Annotated in this window: 15 protein-coding genes and 1 tRNA gene; 10 read left to right on the forward strand and 6 right to left on the reverse strand. The window is 63.5% G+C overall.

The genetic code is table 11. The features are described 5' to 3' along the window. Positions 1-22: 22 nt before the first annotated feature. Genes ASE26_RS27685 through ASE26_RS27695 form a run of 3 tightly spaced genes read right to left on the reverse strand, consistent with a single transcriptional unit; the run spans position 23 to position 3,431 of the window. A complete protein-coding gene (locus ASE26_RS27685; protein ID WP_057247345.1) occupies positions 23-1,351 on the reverse strand; it encodes a D-tagatose-bisphosphate aldolase, class II, non-catalytic subunit in 1,329 nt (442 codons plus the stop codon). Positions 1,352-1,357: 6 nt separating this feature from the next. Then, positions 1,358-2,308: an ROK family protein gene (locus ASE26_RS27690; protein ID WP_055934140.1), complete on the reverse strand. Its 951-nt coding sequence runs from the start codon at positions 2,306-2,308 to the stop codon at positions 1,358-1,360. Next, complete coding sequence (locus tag ASE26_RS27695) at positions 2,295-3,431, reverse strand: SIS domain-containing protein (RefSeq protein WP_055934138.1); 1,137 nt, start codon at positions 3,429-3,431, stop codon at positions 2,295-2,297. Before ASE26_RS27695 ends, ASE26_RS27690 begins: the two co-directional genes overlap by 14 nt. Positions 3,432-3,747: 316 nt before the next feature. Here ASE26_RS27695 and ASE26_RS27700 point away from each other — a divergent pair, with 316 nt between their 5' ends. The 5 genes from ASE26_RS27700 to ASE26_RS27720 all read left to right on the forward strand — a co-directional run bounded on the left by ASE26_RS27700 (position 3,748) and on the right by ASE26_RS27720 (position 13,731). Next, entirely contained in the window at positions 3,748-7,071 is a 3,324-nt protein-coding gene (locus tag ASE26_RS27700; protein WP_057247326.1) for a TIM-barrel domain-containing protein, read from the forward strand. 74 nt (positions 7,072-7,145) lie between these two features. Further along, a complete protein-coding gene (locus ASE26_RS27705) occupies positions 7,146-10,136 on the forward strand; it encodes a TonB-dependent siderophore receptor (RefSeq protein ID WP_082591494.1) in 2,991 nt (996 codons plus the stop codon). A gap of 31 nt (positions 10,137-10,167) precedes the next feature. Beyond that, positions 10,168-11,532 carry a Gfo/Idh/MocA family protein gene (locus ASE26_RS27710; RefSeq protein ID WP_055934134.1) on the forward strand — a complete coding sequence of 455 codons (1,365 nt, stop codon included), beginning with the start codon at positions 10,168-10,170 and terminating at the stop codon, positions 11,530-11,532. Further along, entirely contained in the window at positions 11,532-12,701 is a 1,170-nt protein-coding gene (locus ASE26_RS27715; protein ID WP_057247327.1) for an FN3 domain-containing metallophosphoesterase family protein, read from the forward strand. The genes ASE26_RS27710 and ASE26_RS27715 overlap by 1 nt, the downstream gene beginning before the upstream one ends. Before the next feature lie 43 nt (positions 12,702-12,744). After that, a complete protein-coding gene (locus ASE26_RS27720; RefSeq protein ID WP_082507445.1) occupies positions 12,745-13,731 on the forward strand; it encodes a TraB/GumN family protein in 987 nt (328 codons plus the stop codon). Positions 13,732-13,747: 16 nt separating this feature from the next. Here ASE26_RS27720 and ASE26_RS27725 read toward each other — a convergent pair whose 3' ends face one another. Together ASE26_RS27725 and ASE26_RS27730 are read right to left on the reverse strand one after the other, a co-directional pair. Next, positions 13,748-15,334: a methyl-accepting chemotaxis protein gene (locus ASE26_RS27725; RefSeq protein WP_082507444.1), complete on the reverse strand. Its 1,587-nt coding sequence runs from the start codon at positions 15,332-15,334 to the stop codon at positions 13,748-13,750. A gap of 116 nt (positions 15,335-15,450) precedes the next feature. Continuing rightward, positions 15,451-15,888, reverse strand: coding sequence for a carboxymuconolactone decarboxylase family protein (locus ASE26_RS27730; protein ID WP_055934127.1), 438 nt, complete (start codon positions 15,886-15,888; stop codon positions 15,451-15,453). A gap of 102 nt (positions 15,889-15,990) precedes the next feature. Between ASE26_RS27730 and ASE26_RS27735 the strand changes: the two genes are divergently transcribed. Further along, positions 15,991-16,890 (forward strand): LysR family transcriptional regulator, encoded by a 900-nt coding sequence (locus ASE26_RS27735; RefSeq protein ID WP_055934125.1) that lies wholly within the window; start codon positions 15,991-15,993, stop codon positions 16,888-16,890. Here ASE26_RS27735 and ASE26_RS27740 read toward each other — a convergent pair. After that, positions 16,887-18,122 (reverse strand): M28 family metallopeptidase, encoded by a 1,236-nt coding sequence (locus tag ASE26_RS27740; RefSeq protein WP_055934123.1) that lies wholly within the window; start codon positions 18,120-18,122, stop codon positions 16,887-16,889. The two genes, ASE26_RS27735 and ASE26_RS27740, sit on opposite strands and share 4 nt — an antisense overlap. A gap of 152 nt (positions 18,123-18,274) precedes the next feature. On the opposite strand from ASE26_RS27740, the gene ASE26_RS27745 reads away from it, so the two are divergent. The 4 genes from ASE26_RS27745 to ASE26_RS27760 all read left to right on the forward strand — a co-directional run bounded on the left by ASE26_RS27745 (position 18,275) and on the right by ASE26_RS27760 (position 21,290). Beyond that, positions 18,275-18,682, forward strand: coding sequence for a YidB family protein (locus ASE26_RS27745; protein ID WP_055934121.1), 408 nt, complete (start codon positions 18,275-18,277; stop codon positions 18,680-18,682). A 116-nt stretch (positions 18,683-18,798) separates the two neighbouring features. Further along, a complete protein-coding gene (locus ASE26_RS27750; RefSeq protein WP_082591495.1) occupies positions 18,799-20,313 on the forward strand; it encodes a family 43 glycosylhydrolase in 1,515 nt (504 codons plus the stop codon). 79 nt (positions 20,314-20,392) lie between these two features. Continuing rightward, a tRNA-Gly gene (locus ASE26_RS27755) sits at positions 20,393-20,466 on the forward strand. Positions 20,467-20,480: 14 nt separating this feature from the next. After that, positions 20,481-21,290, forward strand: a complete 810-nt coding sequence (locus ASE26_RS27760; RefSeq protein WP_055934117.1) for an AraC family transcriptional regulator — start codon at positions 20,481-20,483, stop codon at positions 21,288-21,290. The last annotated feature ends 30 nt before the right edge of the window (positions 21,291-21,320 follow it).

Raw genomic sequence — 21,320 nt, forward strand, 5'->3', positions numbered from 1 at the left:
GCTGGGTGTAAAAACGTCGAGCTTAACAGATGGCGGCAGCCGTGTGCCTGGCAGCGGCGTTGGCGCTGCAGGCCCGCGCATACTGCGCCAGCAGGCAGCCGACCTTGTGTTCAAGCAGGGCTTGCGGCGCGGCGGCCAGTTCGCCCTGCAGCACGGACTGGAACTGCTGCGGCAGGTATTGGCTCAGCAAAGGCAGCGGGATGCTGCGCCCGGCCAGGTTGGCGAACAGTTGGCCGACGGCGGCGGCAACTTGCGGCTCGCCCCAGTAGTAGCGGCAGCGGTCGGACAGGCCGTAGCGGCGCATCAGGCGCTGTTCGCTTTCGCTGCCAAGGTAATGCTGCTGCCAGTGCCTGGGCTTGGCCAGCATGGCTTGCTCCAGCACGTCCATCAGGCGCGAAGCCTTTTCCTTGCCCAGCAGGGCTTCTTCGATCAGGCACAGCGCCAGGAACCCTTCGCGCAGGGCGAAGGTGGCAGCCGGGCCGACCTTGAGGATGGCATAGTGGTCGCGCACCATGTCGTGCAGGCCCGACTCGCGCTGGTAGTCGGTGGAGTGGGCTTCGAACACCAGGCCAGGCTGGCCGGCCACGAAGCCTGACAATTCCTGCGCGGCTGCCGCGTCGTAGTGCTGCACATTGGCCTGGTCGAAATCCACGCCGGGCTGCACCACCATGGCGATCACGCGCTGCCACGCCTCTTGCAGGCCGGCTGCGGCGAAGGCGCTGCGGTGTACTTCCAGCGTGCGTGCGGCGGCGGGCGCTGCGGTGACGGCAAGCGCCTGCTCCAGCGATGCCTCGCCGCCCGGCACCGGCACTTCGGTGCCGATCACGTAGACCGGCGGCGGCAGGCCGGCGCGGCCTGCCGCCTGTTCGGCGACGGCGGCCAGGCGCACCGCGCGTGCGGCCACGGTCTCGTCGCTCAGCACCGGCGCGTCGTCGGCGCAGCGCATGCTGCAATCAAGGTGGATCTTGTGGAAGCCGGCCGACACGTAGGCGTCGATCAGCACTTCGGCGTGCGCCATCGCGCTAGCGGCATCCTGCGATTGCCAGGCATTGGGGCCGAGATGGTCGCCGCCCAGTACCAGGCGGCCGACCGGGAAGCCTTGCTCGTGCGCCAGGCGGTGCACGTAATCGCGGAACCCGGCCGGCTGCATGCCGGTGTAGCCGCCAAACTGGTCCACCTGGTTCGAGGTGGCTTCCACCAGCAGCGGCGTGCCGTACTGTGCGGCCACCTGCATGGCGGCGCGCAGCACGATGGGATGGCTGCAGCAAACGCTGTACAGGCCGACCGCTTCGCCGGCGCGGTGCGCCTGGACGATTTGCAGGACTGGGGAAAGTTGGGCAGTCTGGTTCATGGTCATTTACGTCGTTTGTTGGCGCGCCAGCAGGGCGGCGCCGCGCGCACCGCCGGCATCGCCGAAGCGCGGCGGCAGCACAGGCGGCGTTTGCACGCCGCGGAACAGGTGGCGGCGCATGGCTGCCGGCAGCTGCTGGTACAGGTGCGACAGCTTGGACAGGCCGCCACCCAGCACGATAGCGTGCGGGTCGTAGGCCAGCACCAGGCCGGCCAGGGCATGGCCCAGCAGGTCGAGGTGGATTGCCAGCGCCTGCGCGGCCAGTGCGTCGCCGTTGCTGGCGCGGGCCGTGATGGCCAGCGGCTGCGCGCCGTCGCCGCCGATGTGGGCGTGCAGTTTCGACAGGCCGGGACCGGAGACATAGCGCTCCATGCAGCCCTTCTTGCCGCATGGGCAATCCAGGATTGGCAGCTGGTAGAGGGCCAGCAGCGACGCGGGCACGGTCCAATGCCCCCATTCGCCGGCAATGGCATTGAAGCCGCGCAGCAGGCGTCCTTCGACGCAGTAGCCGCCGCCGGCGCCGGTGCCGATGATGGCGCCGAACATGGTCGGCAAGCCCGCTGCTGCGCCGCCTTGCGCTTCCGACAGGGCGAAGCACTGGCAGTCGTTGCCGATGATGACCGGGCGCGCCAGAGCCTCCTGCAATGCGGCTGCGACCAGGCGGCCGTTGAGGGCCGGCACATTGGAACTGAGCTGGCGGCCGGTGGCGCTGTCGATGACGCCGGGCAGGCCGATACCGACCGCTGCAGGCGATCCTTGCGGGCCGAGCGCCGCGTCGCCGCGCGCTACCAGGCCAATGATCGCTGCGACGAATTCATTGAAGTCGGTGCCTGGCGTCGCGATGCGTTCGCGGAACATCTCCTGCAGCTCGCTGCCGGCGTCGATCCACGACACCAGTTCGATCTTGGTGCCGCCGATGTCGATGCCGTGATAGCCGGTTTGCTCAGAACTGGTCATGGCGGTAGATGGTGACGCCTTGCACCACGCGGTTGACGGTGCCGTCGGCAAAGGGATTGTCGGGCGTCAGGCCCAGCGTCGCCGATTGGTGCAGGGCGTATTGCTGCGCCATCAGCAGCCACAATGGCGCCAGCCAGGCGTCAGGCAAGTCCGGTGCAGCGACCGAAATGTCGGAGCCGGTGCCGACGGTGACCAGCGAGCCGGCCACGCCATCGCGGCGCAGCTCCTGCAGCAGGTCTTCTTCATAGCGGCGCGACAGCGCTTTGCTGCTGCGGAACAGCACCACCAGCGATTGCTGGTTCAGCGCAGACTTCGGGCCGTGGCGGAAACCAAGCGCAGTGTTCGACATGGCAAGCACGCGGCCGCCGGTCAGTTCCAGGATCTTCAGCGCGGATTCCTTGGCCAGCGCTTCCAGCGGGCCGCTGCCCAGGTAGACCACGCGCTCGACCGGCAGCGCGGCCAACGAGGCTAGCGGCGCCGCCCAGTCGCGCAGTGCGGCGTCGCCGGCTTGCGCCAGCGCTGGCAGGTGTTGCTGCCATTCGCCTTTACCCAGCACGCACAAGGCGGCCAGCAGCATGCAGGTGAAGCTGCTGGTCATGGCGAAGCCGCGGTCGCAGCTGGCGGCAGGCATCAACAGGTTGAACGTGCGCGCATCGGTATCGCCATTGCGCGCCAACTGGCCTTGCGCATTGCAGGTGATATTCATGAAGCGTGCATCGGCCGCCAGCTCGCGCACCAGTTCCACGGCGGCCAGGCTTTCCGGGCTGCTGCCGCTGCGGGCGAAGGAGACCAGCAGGGTCGGCGCATTCGGATCGAGGTACAGCTCCGGGTGGGTCAGCAGGCTGGTGGTCGCCACGGCGCGCACTTGCGCTGGCCAGGCCGCATTCAGCTCATCGGCGATGATTTCGCCCACATAGCAAGAACTACCGGCGCCGGTCAGGATCACGCGCTGCTGCGGATTGTGCAGGCAGCTGCCGAGGAAGGCTGCGACGTCGGCGGCGCGGCTTTGCAGGCTGGCGCCCAGTTCGCGCCACAGGGCCGGCTGCTGCGCAATCTCTTCGGCGGTATCGAGGCCGCTGATGTCGCGCCAGGCTTGCGGGTCACGCTGGAGGAGGGTAGTCATCGAAAAAAGAAAAGTTGTAAGTTGACTTAAAGCATAAATAAAGTATTTCGAAAAGTCAAATACGAAAGATAAACGAAAGATGATCCTGCCGGCGCGGTAGGCGGAACTGTACGGCCAGCCACCACATTCCAGCCTGTCGCGTTGCGTATCCGCTACTAAATGAAAGCTATTGCACTGCAATATCGGCTAAAACGAAAGAAAAATAGACTGTAAACCCAGGAAAAAGTGCAGTTTCCTTTCTTTTTGTTGACCTTTTTTGCTTTTATTCCTAAAGTACGACCATCAAAACGAAAAAACTTGCACCTTAGGCAGGCTTATGAAGAGACTCACCCGCACTGCAATCGCCGCTGCCGTCATGGGCTTGGCCACTACAGGTGCCGCCTTGGCCGCGCCACTGGGAAAGCTGCGCAGCATCACCGCCGCGCCGGCCGGCCCCGCCGAGGGCCTGTACTGGGACCTGGCGACCGAATCCGGCGCCATCGTGCGTGTCGGCCTGCTGCAGGACGATGTACTGCGCATCTGGGCCGGCCCCAAGGGCAAGCTGACCGATGCCGGCGACAAGGCCGCGGCCATCGTGGTCGGCAAGCCGGCTGCACGCATTGAGCATAGCGTAAGCGAGCAGCCCGATCATGTTTTGCTGCGCACGTCCAAACTGGCCTTGCGCATCGACCGCAACCCGGTGCGCTTCACCCTGTTCCGCGCCGGCGAAACGCAAGCGCTGTGGCGCGAAGTGCAGCCGCTGGAGTTGGGCGATAAGGCCAGCGTGCAGACCCTGTCCAGCGACAAGGCGGAGCGCTTCTTCGGCGGCGGCCAGCAGAATGGCCGTTTCGAGTTCAAGGGCCGCCAGCTTGAAGTGTCCTATTCGGGCGGCTGGGAAGAGGGCGACCGCCCAAGCCCGGCGCCTTTCCTCATGAGCTCCCGCGGCTGGGGCATGCTGCGCAACACCTGGTCGGATGGCAGCTACGATTTGCGCCAGCAGGACGTGGTGGCCTTGCAGCACGCCGAGCCGCGCTTCGATGCCTACTACTTCGTCGGCAAGGACGTGCGCGATGTGCTGGCGCGCTACACCGAATGGACCGGCCGTGCGCGCATGCTGCCGCGCTGGGCGCTGGAATACGGCGATGCCGATTGCTACAACGATGGCGACAATGTGAAGAAGCCGGGCACCGTGCCGAAAGGCTGGAGCGACGGCCCGACCGGCAAGACGCCGGACGTTGTCGATGCGGTGGCGCGCCAATATCGCGAGAACGATATGCCCGGCGGCTGGATCCTGCCGAACGACGGCTACGGCTGCGGCTACAGCAGTTTGCCTGAGACGGTGCAAGGCCTGGCCAAGTATGGTTTCCGCACCGGGCTGTGGACCGAGAACGGCGTCGACAAGATCAAGTGGGAAGTCGGCACTGCCGGCAGCCGCGTGCAGAAACTGGACGTGGCGTGGACCGGCAAGGGCTACCAGTTTTCGCTGGACGCCAACAAGTCCGCTTACGACGGCATCCTGGACAACTCCGACAGCCGTCCTTTCATCTGGACCGTGATGGGCTGGGCCGGTACGCAGCGCTATGCCGTGGCGTGGACCGGCGACCAGAGCGCGAGCTGGGACTACATCCGCTGGCATGTGCCGACGCTGGTGGGTTCCGGCCTGTCCGGCCAGGCCTATGCGACTGGCGACGTCGATGCGATTTTCGGCGGCAGCCCCGAGACCTATACCCGCGACCTGCAATGGAAGGCGTTCACGCCGGTGCTGATGGGGATGTCGGGCTGGTCGGCCAATGCGCGCAAGCATCCATGGTGGTTCGATGAACCTTACCGCAGCATCAACCGGCGCTACCTGAAACTGAAGCTGCGCCTGACGCCCTACATGTACACACTGGGGCGCGAAGCGGAGCAGAGCGGTGCGCCGCTGGTGCGTGGCCTGATGTGGGATTACCCGTCGGACCCTGCTGCTTTCACCGAAGCGCACAAGTACCAATTCCTTCTCGGCCGCGACATGCTGGTGGCGCCGGTGTATCGCAGCCAGGCGGTATCGCAAGGCTGGCGCAAGGGTATCCACCTGCCGCAAGGCACCTGGATCGAGTACTGGGATGGGCGCCAGGCGACTGCCGGCGCTGCGGGGCGCGACCTCGACCTGCAGGTCACGCTCGACAAGCTGCCGGTCTTCGTCCGCGCCGGCGCGATCCTGCCGATGTATCCCGAAGTGTTGTATGACGGCGAGAAGCCGAAAGATGTGCTGACGCTGGACCTGTATCCGCACGGCGAGTCCTCGTTCACGCTGTATGAAGACGATGGCAACACGCGCGAGTACCAGAAGGGCGCGTTCAGCCAGCAAGTGCTGCGCATGCGCGAATCGAGCGGCATCGTCAGCGTCGACATCGCTGCGGTGGAAGGCAGCTACGAAGGCCAGGAGGCACGCCGCAGCTACGCGCTGCGCATGCTGACCCGCCAGCGGCCGGCGGCGGTCACCGCGGCGAGCCGCGGTTTGCCGGCCCACACGGACCGCGCGGCATATGAGGCGGCAGCGGAAGGCTGGTTCTACGACCCGCAAGACCGGACGGGAACCCTGCTCGTCAAGACCGCCAGGCAGGATATCCGCCAGGCGCTGCAAATCGCCGTGCAGGGCGCGCAGACGCTGGCCGCGCAAGACGACGATTTCCCGCAGGCGCCGGAACCGGGCCGCGCGCTGCCGCCCGACGCCCTGCTGGTGGTGAGCCGTCCGGCCGAAGAACCCGGCCATCCGCTGGAGAACGCCTTCGACGACAAGGCCGGCACCTGGTTCCGCACCACCCGCAACCAGTCGATCCGCACCGGTGCGCATGAATGGACCATCGGCTTCACGGAGCGCCGCCTGGTGGACGGCATCGAAATTGCGCCGCGCAACGACGAGCACTGGAAGCACGGCCAGGTGCGCGACTATGAAATCTACATTGCGGATACCAACGGCGAATGGGGCAAGCCAAGCTTCAGCGGCCGCTTGAAGCTGCAGCAGGAAACGCAAACCATCAACTTCCCGGCCAGCGCAGGCCGCCTGCTGCGCTTCCGCGTGCTCAGCACGCAGAACCCGGAAGGCGAGGGCGCGGCCGCCACCGACCCGATGGTCACCGCAGCAGCGCAAGCACCAGCCAAGGCAATCAACGCCATGCAGCCGGCCGAAGTGGGACCGATCGCGCTGTCCACCTTCCGCATCCTCGAACATCGAACGAAGGAAGGCGCCGAACAGCAAAGCTTCCTGTCCGACCTGCCACAGCCGAAAGGCGTGAACCGTGATCGTCCTGCCGGCAAAGGCAAGGAAATGCGCATGAACGGCCTGTGGTTCCGCAAAGGCCTGGGCGTCGGACCTTCCAGCCGCATCGACCTGCATCTGGAGGGCAGCTGGAACCTGCTGCGCGCCGACCTTGGCGTGGACGATAGCTGCCGTAGCGCCGGCGGCCTGCAGTTCCAGGTCTGGAGCGGGGAACGCCTGCTGTATGACAGCGGCCTGGTAACTGCGCCGGCCGTGGTCAAGCCGGAAATCGATCTGCGCGGGTTGAGGCAACTCAGCCTGCGGACCCTGGGTGCGCGCGGCGCCCAACCCGCCCAGGTTTGCGGCAACTGGGCCAACGCCGTACTCATAGGCACAGAGGGCGCCACCGTCCGAACGCGCTGACCGCACATTTTTCGTCGCTAAGAACGAACCCCTCTTCGGACCGGGGAGGGCGTTTTGCAAACTAAAAAAAGGAGATGCAAGTGGAACTGAAGAAATTGATCGCTGCGCTGGCAGCTATTGGATTTGCCGGCGGCGCCTTGGCAGCCGATGGAGCGGATGACAAGAAGGACGAGAAAGGCGAGAAAGGCGAGAAGATCCACCGCGTCGAAGTGACCGGCTCCAGCCTGAAACGCATCAACGCGGAAACCGCATCGCCAGTGCAGGTGATCGACGCCAGGCAGATTGAAAACATGGGCGCCCGGACCCTGATGCAAGTGCTGGACAACCTGCCAGCTGCACGCCCGGCGCAGCAGGACTTCCGCTCCATGTTCACCGGCTCCGACGGCGCCTCGCAAGCCAACCTGCGCGGTCTTGGCGCGCAAGGCACGCTGGTGCTGCTGAATGGCCGCCGCCTGTCGTTCTACGGCGCGCCGGCAGGCTTCCAGACCATGTTCGTCAATATCGACTCGATTCCGGCAGCGGCAATCGAGCGCATGGAAATCCTGACCGACGGCGCCTCCGCAGTGTACGGCTCCGATGCGGTGGCAGGCGTAATCAACGTGATCACGAAGAAGAATTACCAGGGCCTGGAAGCGAAAGTCAGCACCGATCATTCCCAGAAAGTCTCGGCTTACGGCGAGCACCAGGCCAGCGTGGTGTACGGCAAGGGCGACTTTGCCAACGATGGCTACAACTTCATGGCTTCCCTGAACGTGTACCAGCGCGACCGTATAGCACTGTCCGACACTTATGACAAGCGCCCGGACTACTTCTACGTCAACAACCCCAACTTCATTCCCAACTTCCGCATCGGTGTCGGCAGCGAACCTGGACAGCCCAACCCGGGCACCTTCTTCGTGTTCGACCCGGCCAAGAACAACGCGCGCACCCAGCGTGCGGTGAGCGGTTGCTCCACCATGATTACCGAAGCGTCGGGCACCCGCTGCGTGTGGAACAACCTGCCGTATTCGCTGGACACCGGGCCGACTTCCGACCGCGCCACCGGTTTCCTGTCCGGCCGCATGAAGCTGGGCGAAGACCTGGAAGCCTTTGCCGAAGCCGCTTTCACCCATATCAAGCTGCGCGGTGAAAATGGCCCGCGCAGCTTCAACAGCGGCACCACCAGCAACTGGTTCTCGCGCAATACCGGCACCAGGCTGAATACCTTCGTCAATCCTTACCTGGGCCCGAACAACGTCTACCTGCAGGGCAAGCTGGATCCCGACATGGCAGCCAAGATGGGCGGCGCGGCGGGTCTGAACTACATCATGCAGGATGCGGTCGGCCACTTCGGACAGAAGAACCTGGACGACAACTACCGCGTGCTGGCCGGCCTGCGCGGCCACCTCGCCGGCAGCTGGGATTTCGAAACCGCGCTGGGTGTCGCGGGCAGCCATTCCACGCTGTACCAGACCACCAATATCAACACCAAAGGCTTCGAGAAAGCCTTCGGCCCGACCACCAGGGACCCGATCACCGGCCGCGTCTACATAGCCGACAACCCGGCCTTCAAGTTCGGCGAGGTCAGCGAAGCCAATGCGGCCCTGATCCGTGAAGCCTTCCCGACTTTCGACATCCAGTCCTGGACCAAGCTGATTAGCTTCGACGCCAAGGTGGAAGGCACGCTGTTCAAGCTGGGCGAGCGTGAAGTGCGTGCAGCCATTGGCACCAACCTGATGCGCGAAAGCTTCGATACTCCCGGCAATGCCGATGCGGCCAATGGCCTGATCACGCAGCAGGGCGGGTCCTGGTTCGACGGCAAGCGCACCGTCAGCGCGCTGTTCGGCGAAGTGGTGGTGCCGGTGACCGATACGCTGGAAATCAATGCCGCGGCCCGCGTGGACAAATACCCGCACTTTTCCGCCAACCTGGCGCCGAAGATCGGCGTCCAATGGCGTGCACGCCCTGAAATCATGGTCCGCGGCACCTATTCGGAAGGCTTCCGTGCGCCGAACCTGGCTGAATCGGGCAGCGGCGGCGTGTTCGCGCAGGTGGGCGGCATCCGCGACACCGTGCGCTGCGATGAAACCAATGCCATCGCCAGGCTGCTGATGAAGTCCGTCACCGGCACCGACCAGGACCTGGGCAAGACACTGCTGAACTCCAATTGCTCGACCACGGTGGGCGGCCTGACTCCGCCGAACCCTGACCTGAAGCCGGAAAAGGCCAAGATTTCGACCCTTGGCCTGGTGCTGCAGCCGACCAAGGACGTCAGCATCTCGCTGGACTACTGGTTCGTGTACCGCCGCAACGAGATCGTGCGCCAGGACTTCAACCAGTTGTTCACCGACCTGGTTGCCAATCATGGCCCGAGCCTGGCCGGCACCAACCAGGCAATCCGCAACGACCTGACCGATGCCGACCGCGCCAATATGGCGGCCGTGGTCACCATGTGCAACAACCTGGCCAACCTGCCGGCCTGCGTTGCAGCTGGCATGCCGAAATACTCGGTTGGCAACCTGGGTGGCCTGATCAACTCCTATTCGAACCGCGGCCGCACTCTGATGGACGGCTTCGACATCGATGCGCGCACCCGCTTCTCGCTGGGCGAATACGGCAAGCTGAATACCGGAGCCGCCTTCACGATTCGCAAGCGCGAAACCTACAATTACGAAGACGGCAGCGGTTTCTCCGGCAACTACGTGGGCTACTACGATTCGCCGCGCCTGCGCGCCACCTTCAATGCCGACTGGACCTACCAGAACCTGGTCACCAGCCTGTTCGTCAACTACACCGGCAAGGCCAAGTGGGCATACGGCGCGTACGACACCGACAACGCTCCGGAAAACTGCACTGCCGGCGGCGTGGCACTGCCGGACAACCTGTGCGGCGGCCAGCCTTCGTACTACACGGTCAACCTGGGCTTCAACTGGAAGCCTGTCAAGAACCTGGAGCTGGGCCTGAATATCAAGAACGTGACCAACAAGAAGCCGTACTACGACCCGAACGGCTGGGAAGGCTACAACCACCAGCAAAACCTGTTCGGACGCGTCTTCGCTCTCTCGGCCAGCTACAAGTTCTGGTAACCTGCGATCCAACCAAAGAGGTAAAGACTAGATGGACAAGCAATTCAATCGACGACACTTCCTCACCGCCGGCGCCGCGCTGGCGGGCAGCCTGCTGCTGCCGACGGCCTTTGCGGCCGGCGGCCGCGAAAAGCTCCGGCTCGGCATGATCGGCACCGGCATGCGCGGCCAGGTGCTGCTGCGCGAACTGGTGCGCCGCGATGACGTGGAAGTTGCTGCGTTGTGCGATATCGAACCGATCATGCTGGGCAAGGCGCTGGCGCAGTTCGAAAAAGCCGGCAAGCCGAAGCCGCGCACCTTCGGCGAGGATGGCGACAAGCACGCCTACCGCCGCATGCTGGACTCGAAGCAGCTCGACGGCGTGATCATCGCCACCCCATGGGAATGGCACGCGCAAATGGCGATCGACGCCATGCAGGCCAAGGTGCCGGTAGGCTGCGAAGTGGTGGCGGGTGTGACGCTGAAAGATCACTGGGACGTGCTGGACACCCAGCTCAAGACCGGCACGCCGTACATGCTGCTGGAGAACGTGTGCTACCGCCGCGACGTGATGGCGGTGCTGCAGATGGTGCGCTCCGGCCTGTTCGGCGAACTGGTGCACCTGCAAGGCGGTTACCAGCACGACTTGCGCGCGGTGAAGTTCAACAACGGCGATCCAGCCAAGCCATACGGCAGCGGCATCGAATTCGGTGCCAAGGGCTGGTCGGAAGCGAAGTGGCGCACCGAGCACTCGGTGCAGCGCAATGGCGAGCTGTATCCCAGTCATGGCATCGGCCCGTGCGCGATGTACACCAACATCAACCGCGGCAACCGCTTCACCCGTATCAACACCTTTGCCACCAAGGCGCGCGGCCTGCACGATTACATCGTCAAGCAGGGCGGTGCCGAGCACGCGAGCGGCAAGGTGAGGTTCAGCTTGGGCGACGTGGTGACCACCACGCTGGCCTGTGAGAACGGCGAGACCATCGTCCTGCAGCACGATACTTCGCTGCCGCGCCCTTATTCGCTGGGTTTCCGCGTGCAGGGAACGAATGGTCTGTGGATGGACGTGAACCACTCCATCCACGTCGAAGGCAAGAGCAAGCCGCACCAGTGGGAGGACTTCCAGGCTTACCAGGACCAGTTCGACCACCCGCTGTGGCGCAAATACGCCAGCGAAGCGGCAGGTGCGGGCCACGGCGGCATGGATTACTTCGTGATCCATGCTTTTGTGGAAGCGCTCAAGGCGCGCGCACCGATGCCGATCGATATCTACGACGCGGTGACGTGGAGCGCCATCACGCCGCTGTCCGAGCAATCGATCGCGCAGAACTTCCAGACGCTGGACTTCCCGGACTTTACGCGGGGCGAGTGGAGCAAGCGCAAACCTGTCTTCGCCTTCAACGACCGCTACTGATGAAGCGCACGCGCATAGTGCTGGCATCCGTTTGCATCGGCCTGGCCGCCCTGGCCGTGCAAGGGGCGGCCATAGCCCAGTCCGAGCCGTACAAGGTGTTCGACACCAGGCCTGTCATTACCGAAGGCCCTTACCTGTCGGCGCTCTCCGATACCTCGGTGTCGGTAATGTGGATGACCGATGCGCCAAGCCACGCCAAGGTACGCCTGAGCGACGGTGATTCGGCGCGCGAAATCGAGCCGCAGGTCGACGGCTTGGTGCCGGTCGGCCAGCGGCACGTGGTGACGATCACCGGGCTGGATCCCGGCAAACGCTATTCCTATGAAGCCAGCGCCACGCGCGTGGTGAAGCTGAAGCCCTATTGGCCGGACAAGGGCTTGAGCACCGCCAGCGCAGCCGCGGCCTTCACGACCTTCAGCCCGCAGCAGGACAAGGTCTCGTTCAGCGTGGTGACTGATACCCACGAAGACACGGCACGCATCGGCCGCCTGATGAAGTTGGTCGACTGGGCCAGCGCCGACGCGCTGCTGCACCTGGGCGATGCCTTCCACTGGATCGATTCGGAAGAACAGTTGTGGGCCAAATGGCTGCGCCCCACGGTTGCCGCGATGGGGCCGGGCAAACCCCTGCTGTTCGCACGCGGCAACCACGAACTGCGCGGCGCCTTTGCGCGCCAGCTGGCCGGCTACGTGCCGACGCCGGAAGGCAGCTACCACTACGGGCGCGCCATGGGCCCGGTGCACCTGCTGGTGCTCGATACCGCCGAGGACAAGCCCGACGAAACCAACGTCTATGCCCAGCTGAATCGTACCGTACCTTATCGCGAAGGCGAGCTTGCATGGCTGCGCGCGCACGCAGCCAGCAACAGCCACTTCTCCAGCGCCCCGTTCCGCGTGGTGGCAATGCACCAGGGCGACTGGGGCTGGCTGCCCGATAACGGCGCGGCCTGGACCGCGCTGGCCAACCAGGCCGGCGTCGACCTGGTGCTCGCCGGCCATGACCACGCCTTCTCCTACCAGGCGCCCGGCAAGGGGCATGCCTACCACCGCCTGGTCCTGGGTCAGGACCAGCTGGCGCGCGTAGACGCCACCGAACGCACGCTGACCGTCAAGGTGGTCACCGACAAAGGCACGCCGGTCCATACACTCACCATTGCTTCACGCCGCTGATGTAGTATTGCCATTCTCTTAACCATTTAGAAAGAGTAAGAGGATGACAAGGAAAGTGATATCCGCCGTGGCATTGAGCCTGCTGGCGGCAAGCGCCTGGGCGCAGGAAGAAGCCCAGGCGCCGGAAGGTGAAAAGGTTGTGATCACGGGCCAGCGTCCCGGCCCTGGCCTGTGGAAGGTCTCCAAAGGCGAGCACGTGATGTACCTGTTCGGCGATTACTCGCCTTTGCCGATCAAGATGGACTGGCGTTCCCATGAGGTGGAATCCATCATCGCCAAGTCGCAGGAGTACCTGCCAAAACCTTCGTTCGGCATCAAGGTGGGGTTCTGGGGCGGCCTTAAGCTGCTGCCCTATGCAATCGGCTTCAAGAACAACCCGGATGGCGCGAAGCTGATCGACGTGCTGCCTGCGGAGACGTATGATCGCTGGCAGGCGCTCAAGGCCAAATACATCGGCAAGAACGACGACATCGAACGTGAGCGACCGATGTTTGCTGCCGACACGCTTTACCGGTATGGGCTGGAAAAGAATGGCTTGACCAAGCGCACCGAGGTGTATGCGAAGCTCGATAAGCTGGTCAAGCAGTACAAGGTAAAGGTGACCCCGAGCGGCTTCGAAACGGAGCTGGATAACCCGGGCCAGGCCTTGAAGGCATTCAAGAATTCGCCCGGCGCCGATACCGATTGCTTTGCCAAGACCGTGGAGAGCCTGGAGTCCGATATCGACGCCATGCGTGTGCGTGCCAATGCCTGGGCGGTAGGCGATATGTCGAAGATTGCCTCGCTCAATTTTGCCGATCGCGAGGAAGCCTGCAAGCAGGCGGTCTTCGACAACGAAGCCTTCAAGTCGAATGACAAGCTGCAGCACGCGGAACAGTCGGCCCGCAAGGCCTGGATGTCCAATGCGGAGCATGCGCTGGAAGCCAACGACACCACTTTCGCAGTGTTGTCGCTAAGCCAGTTGATCGGCCCGAAGAACTATCTGCTTGAACTGCAGGCCAAGGGTTACAAGGTGGAAGCGCCCGAGTAAGCGCTACCCCGCTTCGTCAGGCGCGCCTCGACTTGCTGGCGCTTTGCGGCGGCAGCTTGAACACTTCCAGCGCCTTGGCGACGGCCTGCGCCTGCAGGTCCAGCACACCGGTGGCGGTAGACGCCTCTTCCACCATCTGGCTGTTCTGCCGCGTCACCTCGTCAAGCTGGACGATGGAATCTTTTACCTGGTTGATGCCATCGCTCTGTTCGCGCGTCGCGCCGCGGATATCGCCCATGATGGCGGCCACGCGGCCGATGGCGGCAATCACCGCATCCATGTCTTTGCCGGCCGTGGTAGCGACGCTGGCGCCGCCTTCGATCTTGCCGGCCGATGCGTCGATCAGCGCCTTGATATCCTTGGCCGCTGCCGCACTGCGCTGCGCCAGGCTGCGCACTTCGCTCGCGACGACAGCGAAGCCGCGACCGCTTTCGCCGGCGCGTGCCGCTTCCACCGCTGCATTGAGGGCCAGGATATTGGTCTGGAACGCGATGCCGTCGATCAGGCCGATGATGTCGGCGATCTTGTGCGACGACTGGCGGATCTCGTCCATTGCCGTTACCACCTGGGCCACGGCCACGCCGGTGCGTTCGGCCAGCGCGGTCGCTTCGGTCGCCACGCCATTGGCGCTATTCACGTTATCGGCAGTCTGGCTCACGGTGCCGGTGATGAGTCCCATATGGGCCGTGGTCTGTTCCAGGTTCGCTGCCTGCGCTTCGGTGCGCGCCGCCAGGTCGACGTTAGCGGTGCGCACTTGCGTGGTAGTGCTGCGGGTCAGCGCGAAATTGCCGCGGATGTCGCCGAGTATCGATGCCAGGTTCAGGTTCAACTGGCGCACAAAGGCCTGCAGCTGGCCCAGTTCATCGTGGCGGTCAACCGCCATGCGCGTAGTCAGGTCGCCGCCGGCGAGGATGCGGGTGGCGTTGATGCAGGCCTGGACCGGAGCCACGATCGCGCGGTGCAGGTTGTACCAGCCGTACAGCGCCAGCGCCGCCAGCAGCAACGCCTGCAGGTGCAGCGCGAAATCGGAATAGGGCAGCACGGCATGCAGCGCCATCGACAGCGCCAGCAGCGTCATGCTGCCAAAACACAGCGCCATGCGCTGGGATAGCGAAATATCGCGCAGTGCATTGGTGATCTTTTTGCGGCCGCGCGCTGCAGCGGCGCCGCGCGCGATGCGCACGCCTTCCGGATTCGGGCCCCTCACGGTGCGGTACAAAGCTTCGGCGTCCTTGACCTGCTGTGCCTTGGGCTTGGTGCAGACCGCCATGAAGCCGGTGGTGCGGTTCTTTTCAATGACAGGCGTGACGTTGGCGATGCACCAGAAATAGCCGCCATTCTTGCGGCGGTATTTGACCAGGCCGCGCCAAGGCTCGCCCGACATCGTAGTGCGCAGCATGTCTTCATCGACCTGCGCCGGCATATCCGGGTGATAGAGCGCCTTTTGCTGGCGCCCGATCAAATCGTCGCCGGCGTAGTCGCCGACAGCGATGAAGGTCGAATTGGTGTAGGTCAGGCGGCCCTGCAGGTCGGTGGTGATGACGATTGGTTTGCCGTCTTCAAGCAGGGTTTCGTGTTCGGCTGCGGTGAGTGTGCTGCGCATTTTTGACACTTTGTTTCAGTTGGGAAAGATCGCAGTGCATACTAGCAGATCGACGAATGGCCGCGCCGAAAGCGTGGCCATTTCGTGGTTTTTCCACCAAAACAGTTGTCTTGTGGTTAATTGGGCAGTTGCATTGCGAAGCCCACGGCAAAGCGGTTCCAGGCGTTGATGGTGCCAATGAGGAAGGTCAGTTCAGACAGTTCCTGCTCGCTGAATTGGGCGGCGACGGCACTGTACACAGCATCCGGCGCTCCGTTTTTGGAAAGCTCGGTCAGCGTTTCGGTCCACAGCAGCGCGGCCCGTTCCCGTTCGTCAAAGAAGGGCGTTTCGCGCCAGGCCGGCAGTGCCATCAGGCGCCGCACGTCTTCGCCGTTCTTCAGTGCGTCCTTGCTGTGCATGTCGATGCAATAGGCGCAGCCGTTGATTTGCGAGGCGCGGATCTTGACCAGCTCGCGCAGGCTGAGCGGAAGCAGCGATTCCGCAATCGCGCGTTCCAGGCCCATCATGGCTTTCATGGCGTTCGGGGCGGCTGCGTAATAGTCGATGCGTTTCATGGTGGATTCCTCTGGTTGGTTGCGATGAATCCACTTTAGTCCGGACGAGATTACGGATAAACTGGTCTTTATTGTTTTTAATATACGGAAAGTCGAACAATCATGGCTTTTGACCGTCTTGAGGCAATGCGCGCCTTCTGCCGCATCGTGGAAGTGGGGAGTTTCGTCGGCGCGGCCGAAGCGCTGGGCGTACCGAAGACCACTATCTCCGGCCAGATCCAGGGGCTGGAGGCGCACCTGGGCATGAAGCTGCTGCACCGGACCACGCGCCGCGTGTCGCCCACCACGGACGGCGCGGCCTACTACGAAGGCGCCCGCGCGCTCCTCGACGACCTGGATGAACTGGAATCCTCGCGCCACGGCGCGCGCGGCCGCGTGCGGGTTGAAATGCCATCGCCGGTCGGCACAAGCCTGATCATTCCCGCCTTGCCGGATTTTGCGGCGCGCTATCCGGATGTGCAGCTCGATATCGGCTGCGGCGAACGCGTGGTGGACCTGGTGCAGGAGGGGATCGATTGCGCCTTGCGCGGCGGGCCGGTGGCGGACCAGGACCTGGTGGCGAAGAGGGTGGGGAATATGCAGTTCTGCTTATGCGCGGCGCCCTCCTACCTGGCATCGGCGCCGCGGCTGGAGTCGGTGGAAGACCTGCCGGCGCAGCGCTACCTTGGCTTCGTCTTCGCTGCCACGGGGCGCCAGCATATGCAAACCCTACTGCGCGGCGAACAGCGCTACACCATCGAGCAGATGCCGGCGATGCGCTTCAATAGCGCCGCCGCATATGTCGCTTCGGGAATTGCGGGACTGGGCATCCTGAATATCCCGCGCGCGGAAGCGGCGCCGCATTTGCGCAGCGGCGCGCTGGTGGAAGTGCTGGCCGACTGGCACCTGGGCAGCATGCCGATCAGCCTTGTCTATCCGTATGCGCGCAGGCTGTCGTCGCGCGTGCGTGCCTTTACCGACTGGGCCACGGCCTTGATGGCCAGCGACCCCTTGTGGCGTTAAGGCTTGGCGATTTTGGCGCCAGCCAGCCTGGCCACGCCGGCCAGCGTGGTCTGGGCAGCATTCAGGCCAAGCAGGAAGTCCTTGTCCGAGTAGTTCGCATACAGGTCGGTCGGCTGGTGCCAGTGCGGATTCCAGCCGGAGCCGATCTGCTGCCCTCGCTCGTTCTCGCGCAGTGAGATCGACGGCACCAGGTCCATGAAGGGCGTGGAGTCGGTGTTGGTCATGTGGAAGCCAACGGCAGCCGGATAATTGGTTGCGTACCTGTCGTTCGCCGCGCGGAAGTCCCACGCCAGCCTGGCCGATGCTTCCGCCTGTTTCGAGTTGGACTGGAACTCGATGTTCACGTCCGCTTCGGCGCGCTGCTCGTTCGGCAGCACACAGACGGGACGGCCATTCGGGTCCAGTACCGGCTTGCCGGCATCATCGAGCTTAGGGATCGGCATGCCATGGTCGAACAGCATCATGTCGTGCTGGATCATGCCCAGCCAGCGCGGCTCGGGATACTTGCCCGAGCCTTTCGGCGACTCGATGCCTTGCAGGTTCTTGCGCTGTTCAACGTAGGCGGCCGCGCCGTTCAAGCCGGTCTCCTCGTTGTTCCACAAGGCGAAGCGGATCGAGCGATCAGTCTCCACCCCAGGTGCGCTGAAGATGCGCGCCAGCTCCATCACCAGCGCGGTACCGGAACCATCGTCATTGGCCGCCTCGCCAAAGCCGATGCCGTCCATATGGGCGCTGACGATGTACATTTCATCGGGGCGCGTCTTGCCGATCTTGGTGCAATAGACGTTCTCGCGCAGGGAGGTGCCTTGCGGCGTCTGTTCCGCATTCAGTGCGCGCAGCCGTTCGTCCGGCTGTTTCATCGGATCTGTATTGACACCGGTCGGCGCGCGGTTGCCGAACAGGGTGCTGCCGCCCTGGCCAGGAGGACCGCCCGCACCACCGCCTGCCGCCACCGCCGGCTTGCCGCGCATGGCCGGCTCGGTGAACTGGTACTGCAAGCGCTCCACATTGGAGCAGCCGTACGCTTTCAGCTGCGCCTCGATCCAGTCCAGCGCCTGGCGATTGCGCTCCGTGCCCTGGCGGCGGTCGCCGAATTTGGTCAGGCTCTTGATGGTGGCCTTGTATTTTTCCAGTTCGAGCTGGCTGACCAGCGCGGAGACCGGGTCAGTTTGGGCGTGAGCGATGTTTGCCGCAAAAGCCAGTGCGATGCCGAGGACTACGGTTGGTTTCATTGGAAGTCAGTCCGGTTGGTTTGGTCCGGGCATTTTGCACCTTCCACGCCGGTCGCAGCTTGAATTTTCAATGGGATAAACAACGTTACATTCGGACACACAGCCCGTTGTGATACTGTTGCTAGTCGCCGTTCTATTTGAGGAGGTGTGCCATGGGTATTCTCGATTCACTGGCAGGCGAAGTGCTGAGCCAGTTCTCAGGCGGTAACCATCCGGAAGGGATGCTGGATGCGGTTACCACGATGCTTAACGATCCCAATACCGGCGGCTTGCAAGGCCTGGTGAAGACGTTCGAGCAGGGCGGCATGGGCGGCGTGATCGCTTCCTGGATCGGCACTGGCGCCAACCAGTCGATCAGTGCGGAACAGATCCAGGCAGTGCTGGGCAGTGAGCAAGTGCAAGCCATCGCCAGCCGCCTTGGCCTCAACACGCAAGACGTCGCCGGCCATCTGGCGCAGTTGCTGCCGCAAATGGTCGACAAGCTCACGCCGGGCGGTGCCATTCCCGACACCGGCGGCGGCCTTGGCGCTGCCCTCGGGGGACTGCTCGGCCGCGGCTGAAGCCGGAATAATCGCGATATCAAAGGGGTATTGCCGACGTAAAAGATACGATTGGTGGCCTGGCAGGACAGTGACTAGGATGGTTTGGCAGTCAAAAAACTCCAAGGAGACCATCTATGAAGCGACTTCTGTCATGTTTCGCCATGCTGATCGGCATGGCGCTTTCCGCGCACGCAGCTACCCCGATCACGATCAATACGAGTGTGCAGTACAAGATCAAGAATGTTAACAGCGGCCTGGTATTAGGCATCGACGGCGCCAGCCAGGCTGCTGGATCCAAAGTAATCCAATGGGCCGATAACGGCACGGCCGACCATTTGTGGCACTTCATGCCGATGGGGAATGGGCGCTACAACATCGAGAACATGTTGACGCACCAGGTGTTAGGGGTGACCAATGCATCCACCGCAGACGGCGCGCAGGTGGTGCAATGGGCAGACAACGGCACTTCGGATCATTTGTGGGTCGTCACGCAGGCGGCGAGCGGCAACTTCCTGATCCAGAACGCCAATAGCGGCAAGTACCTGGAAGCGTATATGGCGAGTATTGCAAATACCGCCACCGTCGACCAGTGGGGCCTGACCGGATGCACCTGTCAGGAATGGCAGCTGGTGAACACCGGCGCCAGCCCTTACCCTGCGCCGCGCGCGGTCGCCGGCAATGGCATCTTCGTCCACGATCCCTATATGCTGCGGGATACCAGCGGCAAATATTGGCTGTACGGCTCGCACCAGACACTGGCCACATCGACCGATGGCGTCAACTTCACGAATTACACGAGCTGCACCGGCGGCCAGATGGGCGGCTACGCGCCGAATTGTCCTCCAATCGGGCCAGACTTCAGTTCATGGAGCGGCCTGCAGGCGCCGAAGGGATGGAACAATGGCGCCAATACCGATGTCTGGGCGCCGAGCCTGATGGTGGTGAACGGCACCTACTACCAGTATTACTCCATCCCCTACCTGCCCAGCACGGGCGCCGAGGCGGTAATCGGCGTTGCCACCAGCGCGTCGCCGCAAGGACCGTGGACCGATAAAGGCTTCGTCACCAAGTCCTGGAACAGCACGACCACTGCGCCACCGCCGGGCTTTTGGGCCACCACCGACAACGCGATCGACCCGGCTCCGTTGCGGGATGCCGGCGGCAACTGGTGGATGGCATGGGGGTCGTGGACCGACGGCACGCACCTGGTGCAGCTTGATCCTGCCAATGGCCTGATCAAAACGAATGCACGGGTGTATACCCTGGCCAAGCGCGGCACGCCATCGGCCGGCGAAGAAGGGCCATTCATCTACTACTACAACGGCTATTACTACTATTTCGCGCCAATCAATGAGTGCTGTAAGGGTTCGACCAGCACCTACCGCACCATAGTGGGCCGTTCCAGCAGCGTGACCGGGCCCTATGTCGACCGCGGCGGCGTAGCCCTGACCGCGGGCGGCGGCACCATCCTGCTCAGTACCCATGGCAATATCATCGGCCCTGGCGGCGGCAGCGTGTTCACAGATGCCGGCAACAGTAACAAGCCTACCTACGTCTACCACTATTACGACGGCAACAACGGCGGGCGTGCCACGCTGGGCATCAATACGCTCGCCTTCACGGCCGACGGCTGGCCGTTCATCCAATAAGGGTGTGAGATGCAACGAAGGGCACTATGGTGTGTCCTTCTTGCCAACTTCGGTCAAAGCCGCATAGAATGCGTGGCATGCGGGTGTAGTTCAATGGTAGAACGGCAGCTTCCCAAGCTTCATACGAGGGTTCGATTCCCTTCACCCGCTCCAATCCCCCTTTGTCCATGGCCAAAGCGAACTTCCAGGTGTTACCGTGCGGTGATGCACGCATCCAGGCGGTGGAAGCGCATAGCAGCCAATCCTTTTCCCGGCATACCCACGAACAATTCGGCATCGGCTTGCTCACGCATGGCGCTTCGAAGTCGTTCAGCGGCTGCGGCATGGTGGAGGCTTGCGCGGGCGATGTGATCACGGTGAACCCGAATGAGGTCCATGATGGAGCGCCCCTTGGCGACGGTGGGCGCAGCTGGAAGATGCTGTACCTGGAGCCTGGTTTTGCGGCCGAACTGCTGCGCGATGCGGACCCCGGTGCTGGCGGCGCTTCGCTCGAGTTCAAGGCGCCGGTGCTGCAGGATGCCGCCTTGGCGGCTGGCTTTGCGCGCGCGTACACTGCGGTCACATCGGCGTTGCCGGGTGCGCCCCTGGCGGCCGAGTACCACTTGTTTGACTTGATGGCGCAGACCTTGCTCCGTCGCAGCGCTGCTGCCACGCGTTGCGCGGCGCCCACCGCTGTCGCCCAATCGATGATGGAAGACGATCCCCTCTCCAACTGGTCGCTGGCCGAACTGGCGGGTGCGTGCGGTTTGAGCCGCTTTCAACTGGTGCGCTCATTTGCCCGCAATACGGGCTTTACGCCGCACGCCTTCCTCCTGCATCGCCGCATCCTGCTGGCGCGTCGCCTGATTGCTGGCGGCATGGCGCTGGCCGATGCCGCAGCCGCCAGCGGGTTCTCGGACCAGAGCCATATGACCCGCGTGTTTACCCGCAAATACGGCGTCGCCCCCGGCGCGTTTGCAATTTCGTTCAAGACCTGAATGCGCTGGATGGGTTAGCCTGCAGCTTTC

Source organism: Duganella sp. Root198D2 (genome assembly GCF_001428585.1).
Lineage (GTDB): Bacteria > Pseudomonadota > Gammaproteobacteria > Burkholderiales > Burkholderiaceae_D > Rugamonas.

Bases quoted from the DNA above. Each gene is read 5' to 3' on its own strand.
- ASE26_RS27720 (WP_082507445.1), top strand. From the start codon at position 12,745: ATGACAAGGAAAGTGATATCCGCCGTGGCATTGAGCCTGCTGGCGGCA.
- ASE26_RS27735 (WP_055934125.1), top strand. From the start codon at position 15,991: ATGGCTTTTGACCGTCTTGAGGCAATGCGCGCCTTCTGCCGCATCGTG.
- ASE26_RS27695 (WP_055934138.1), bottom strand. From the start codon at position 3,431: ATGACTACCCTCCTCCAGCGTGACCCGCAAGCCTGGCGCGACATCAGC.
- ASE26_RS27710 (WP_055934134.1), top strand. From the start codon at position 10,168: ATGGACAAGCAATTCAATCGACGACACTTCCTCACCGCCGGCGCCGCG.
- ASE26_RS27745 (WP_055934121.1), top strand. From the start codon at position 18,275: ATGGGTATTCTCGATTCACTGGCAGGCGAAGTGCTGAGCCAGTTCTCA.
- ASE26_RS27715 (WP_057247327.1), top strand. From the start codon at position 11,532: ATGAAGCGCACGCGCATAGTGCTGGCATCCGTTTGCATCGGCCTGGCC.
- ASE26_RS27740 (WP_055934123.1), bottom strand. From the start codon at position 18,122: ATGAAACCAACCGTAGTCCTCGGCATCGCACTGGCTTTTGCGGCAAAC.
- ASE26_RS27730 (WP_055934127.1), bottom strand. From the start codon at position 15,888: ATGAAACGCATCGACTATTACGCAGCCGCCCCGAACGCCATGAAAGCC.
- ASE26_RS27760 (WP_055934117.1), top strand. From the start codon at position 20,481: ATGGCCAAAGCGAACTTCCAGGTGTTACCGTGCGGTGATGCACGCATC.
- ASE26_RS27750 (WP_082591495.1), top strand. From the start codon at position 18,799: ATGAAGCGACTTCTGTCATGTTTCGCCATGCTGATCGGCATGGCGCTT.
- ASE26_RS27700 (WP_057247326.1), top strand. From the start codon at position 3,748: ATGAAGAGACTCACCCGCACTGCAATCGCCGCTGCCGTCATGGGCTTG.
- ASE26_RS27725 (WP_082507444.1), bottom strand. From the start codon at position 15,334: ATGCGCAGCACACTCACCGCAGCCGAACACGAAACCCTGCTTGAAGAC.
- ASE26_RS27705 (WP_082591494.1), top strand. From the start codon at position 7,146: ATGCAAGTGGAACTGAAGAAATTGATCGCTGCGCTGGCAGCTATTGGA.
- ASE26_RS27690 (WP_055934140.1), bottom strand. From the start codon at position 2,308: ATGACCAGTTCTGAGCAAACCGGCTATCACGGCATCGACATCGGCGGC.
- ASE26_RS27685 (WP_057247345.1), bottom strand. From the start codon at position 1,351: ATGAACCAGACTGCCCAACTTTCCCCAGTCCTGCAAATCGTCCAGGCG.